The 4,098-nt window shown below is 33.6% G+C and carries 4 protein-coding genes and 1 riboswitch; of the genes, 2 read left to right on the top strand and 2 right to left on the bottom strand.

All coding sequences use genetic code 11. From position 1 onward, the window contains the following. Positions 1 to 31: 31 nt before the first annotated feature. Positions 32 to 349, bottom strand: a complete 318-nt coding sequence (locus COJ46_RS11895) for a hypothetical protein (RefSeq protein WP_098565954.1) — start codon at positions 347 to 349, stop codon at positions 32 to 34. A 196-nt stretch (positions 350 to 545) separates the two neighbouring features. On the opposite strand from COJ46_RS11895, the gene COJ46_RS11890 reads away from it, so the two are divergent. Next, on the top strand, positions 546 to 755 hold the full coding sequence (locus COJ46_RS11890; RefSeq protein ID WP_098565953.1) for a hypothetical protein: 210 nt from the start codon (positions 546 to 548) through the stop codon (positions 753 to 755). A 402-nt stretch (positions 756 to 1,157) separates the two neighbouring features. Here COJ46_RS11890 and pdxK read toward each other — a convergent pair whose 3' ends face one another. Then, positions 1,158 to 1,973 (bottom strand): pyridoxine/pyridoxal/pyridoxamine kinase, encoded by an 816-nt coding sequence (gene pdxK / locus COJ46_RS11885; RefSeq protein ID WP_097974638.1) that lies wholly within the window; start codon positions 1,971 to 1,973, stop codon positions 1,158 to 1,160. A gap of 201 nt (positions 1,974 to 2,174) precedes the next feature. Beyond that, positions 2,175 to 2,353, top strand: a riboswitch (Lysine riboswitch). 199 nt (positions 2,354 to 2,552) lie between these two features. Here pdxK and COJ46_RS11880 point away from each other — a divergent pair. Beyond that, a complete protein-coding gene (locus COJ46_RS11880) occupies positions 2,553 to 4,022 on the top strand; it encodes an amino acid permease (RefSeq protein WP_097974640.1) in 1,470 nt (489 codons plus the stop codon). The last annotated feature ends 76 nt before the right edge of the window (positions 4,023 to 4,098 follow it).

Raw genomic sequence — 4,098 nt, 5'->3', positions numbered from 1 at the left:
CGTTTGTCAACAGTCTGAATGGATTAAAAAATTAATCCCCACCAATCATTCCGACTTTTTTGTTTGTCTTAGTATCTATATAGATAACGATCTTCTCTTCAGGATTATCTCCATTAAAAGTAACAGAATATAGCTTATCTTTATGATAGTTTTTATTAAATATTGTAGCATTATTCGGTATGGATTCTACTTTTTTAACGACCCCATGTTTATCACTTAACGCAGCCTGTTCAGTTCTTGTTAAGCTAGCATATGCAATGCCTTGGATACTTTCGTCATTATTTTTTTCGCAACCAATTACTGAAAGAAGCATAAATGTTATCATTAAAATGGAAAAATTTTTTCTCATAAAATCCACTCCCTTACTATATATAATAACATGCAATACATAAAAAATGTTAAATCATGGTAATTAGTACTTGGTTTTTAAAAGTATTGAAAGTGTAAAAGGTTGTAGGAAATAAAGTAGAAATTAATTGTATAATTGTATGCTCTAGCTATTTCTATACTATATAATCTATTAACTAAAGGAGGATAGAATTTATATGGGACAAAACAAACAGGCAATACATCTTCATAAGCGTTTAAACACTTTGCATACAAAACATAATGAACGAGTTGCTGAGTTTCATAAACAACACGCGCTTCAGATTGAAAATGGTGAAAATGGAAATGGTTTACTAGCTAAATGGGAAAGATTTGTTTACTTCAAAGGAAGAAATGCATTTAAGACAATTAAGGGGTTCGTTAAGTGAAAAGTGGGAACATAGGGTATAGGAAACCTTTGCTCTTTTTTTATTCTTTAAAATAAAAAATATCGTGAGTCGCAAATAAAATCCGAAAACCGCAATTAAATTTGGCGAAACTGCAATTAAAATTAGGGAATCGCAAATAAATTTAGCGAAACTGCAATTAAATTCCAAGGAATCGCAAATAAATTTAAAAATTACCTATACCAGTTAAGGTATTATGTCCTCAAATTTAGACAATAGTAGGATAAATAGCAGATTTTATCAAGTTTTTATTCGACTTGGAACAGATTTGCTAGTTTTTGATAAAAATCATACCAGCTTCAGTACATTCACCCTTTTTTACAATTAAAAAAGGGTGTCTCATATGTCAGTTAACCTGACGTGAGACAGCCCCATTATTTGATATTAGCCTTCTCCATGTAATCGATATGCCATGTGGTTTGTTGGGCCAACGTATTGATTAAGTGGGAATGAGTGACGAATTGCTTCAGTAATGAATTTCTTTGCAGTGTAGATTGCTTCTCTTGGTTCTGCTCCTTTAGCAAGCTCTGCACAAATCGCTGCCGAATAAGTACAACCCGCACCGTGAGTATATGTAGTTTCGATTCTATCAGATTCTAGATGCTCGATTTTTTCTCCATCATATAATACATCTATTGCATTTTCATGCTGGATTTTGCTTCCACCTTTAACTAAAACATATTTAGCACCTAATTCATGGATTTTGCGTGCTGCTTCTTCCATTTGTTCAACAGTGCAGATTGGAGCCATTTTAGCTAATTGAGCTGCCTCAAATAAATTTGGTGTTACAACTGTTGAAAGTGGTACTAAAATTTCTCTTAATGCATCATTTGTCTCTGGGTGAAGAGCCTCGTCATTTCCTTTACAAATCATAACTGGATCAACAACAACTCGATCAATATTATGTTTTTTTATTGTTTTTGCTGCTAACTCAATTATTTCAGTTGAACCAAGCATACCTGTTTTCATTGCTTGAATTCCAACGCCAACAACGATTGTTTCTAATTGTGCTGCAATTGTATCTATATCAATTGGAAATACTTGATGATGCCAATGATTATGAGGATCCATCGCTACTAAAGTTGTAATTGCACTCATGCCATAAACATTACGTTCCTGAAACGTTTTAATATCAGCTTGTAATCCAGCTCCACCACTACTATCAGATCCCGCAAGTGTCAATGCTTTATAAATTGTCATGTGAAAATTTCCTCCTTTGAAGTATATAGAATTATTATACAAAAACATAAGTGTTAGGTACAAGACATGAGTATCCTGAGGCGAAAATCAAGAGATACAACTCTTAGGTAAAGTCTATTTTTGTCGAAAAACCTATTGACAAACTAGATTAATAGATTGTATATTGAGTTTATAAAAATTAATTTAATATGATCTTTATCTCGTCTGGATAGAGGCGCAGTTTTGATTAGTCGTTACTTTGAGGTTTATGGTACCTGTGAAAAGTAATAAAAGGTGAAACTGCCGAAGTAATAAATTTACCATTTAAATTTATTACTGGGCCTATTGCTGAATAAGCATAGGACTGTCACAAGAATTTTTTGTGGAGGGCTATTGAAGAGATGTTGATGTTGTTTGACACATATAATTGAGTCTTAAACACGTGAACATTGCTTCACGTGTTTTTTTGTATTTTACCAGATTTTCCATTCTTTACATAATGACGAAAATACTGAGTAAAATACACATCATACAACACTTTATACCGTCCCATATTCTCGCGTAAAGATAAGATTGCAAGAATCAAGAGGAGGCAATAAGATGGGACTAACAAACCCTAAGAATGATAAAGTAGTATCGAATACTCACGATGGTTCTTTAAAAAGGGGCCTTAAAGCAAGACATTTAACGATGATTTCAATTGGTGGTTCAATCGGGACAGGTTTGTTTTTAGCTAGTGGAACTTCAATTAGTCAAGCTGGTCCTGGTGGAGCTGTTTTAGCTTACGGACTAATTGGTATTATGGTTTATTTCTTAATGACTAGTCTAGGTGAAATGGCGACTTATTTGCCAGTTTCGGGTTCATTTAGTACTTATGGATCTCGCTATGTTGATCCAGCATTTGGTTTTGCTATGGGTTGGAATTATTGGTATAACTGGGCAATCACTTTAGCTTTTGAATTATTAGCTTCAGCAATGCTGATGAAATATTGGTTTCCACATACTCCAGCTGTTTTATGGAGCGGAATCTTTTTAGTGATTATTTTAGGGTTAAATTTACTTTCAGTTAAAGGCTATGGTGAATCAGAGTTTTGGTTTTCATTAATTAAAGTTGTTACTGTAGTTGTCTTTTTAGTTGTTGGTATTGCAATGATTTTTGGCATTTTAAGTGGACATCATGCAGGTTTCAAAAACTTTACTGTTGGAGATGCTCCGTTTCATAATGGATTTTTAGGTGTTTTATCAATCTTTATTGTTGCAGGTTTCTCATTCCAAGGTACAGAGCTAATCGGTGTTGCAGCAGGTGAGACAGAACATCCAGAAAAAAATGTTCCAAAAGCTATCCGTCAAATTTTCTGGCGCATCCTTTTATTTTATGTTTTAGCTATTATCGTAATTGGTTTATTAATTCCTTATACAGATCCTGGTCTAATGAAAAATGACGTGGCTGTTAGTCCATTTACTTTAGTATTTGAAAAATTAGGTGTTGCATTTGCGGCTTCTGTAATGAATGCAGTTATTTTAACATCAGTTTTATCGGCAGGTAATAGTGGAACATACGCATCTACTCGTATGTTATATACGCTAGCAATTGAAGGAAAAGCTCCTAAATTCTTAACAAAAGTAAATAAAAATGGTGTTCCTACAAATGCTTTATATATAACACTTGCAGTTGGTTCACTTGCTTGTTTATCTTCATTTTTCGGTGAAGGTCAAGTGTATACTTGGTTATTAAATTTATCAGGCTTATCAGGTTTCCTTGCTTGGTTAGGTATTGCGATTTCTCATTACCGTTTCCGTAAGGGTTATGTTGCTCAAGGAAAGGATTTAAAAGATTTACCTTATCGCGCAAAATGGTTCCCACTAGGTCCAATCTTAGCATTCTTAGCTTGTTTATTTATTGTACTAGCTCAAAACTGGCAAGCTTTCACTGGTAAGGCAATTGATTGGCAAGGTGTACTTGTTTCATACATTGGAATTCCTGTATTTTTAATTGTTTGGTTAGGTTATAAATTTAAACACAAAACGAAAGTTGTTTCTTATAAAGAGATGGATTTATCTAGAAAATAATATCAACATGTAGAAACAGTACTAAAAATTTGATTTTCAGACTGATTGCGAGCGCATGTCTTTCGAGGCGCGAAGC

Source organism: Bacillus sp. AFS077874, assembly GCF_002566505.1.
GTDB lineage: Bacteria > Bacillota > Bacilli > Bacillales > Bacillaceae_G > Gottfriedia.
This window is presented reverse-complemented; position numbering and strand designations above follow the sequence as displayed.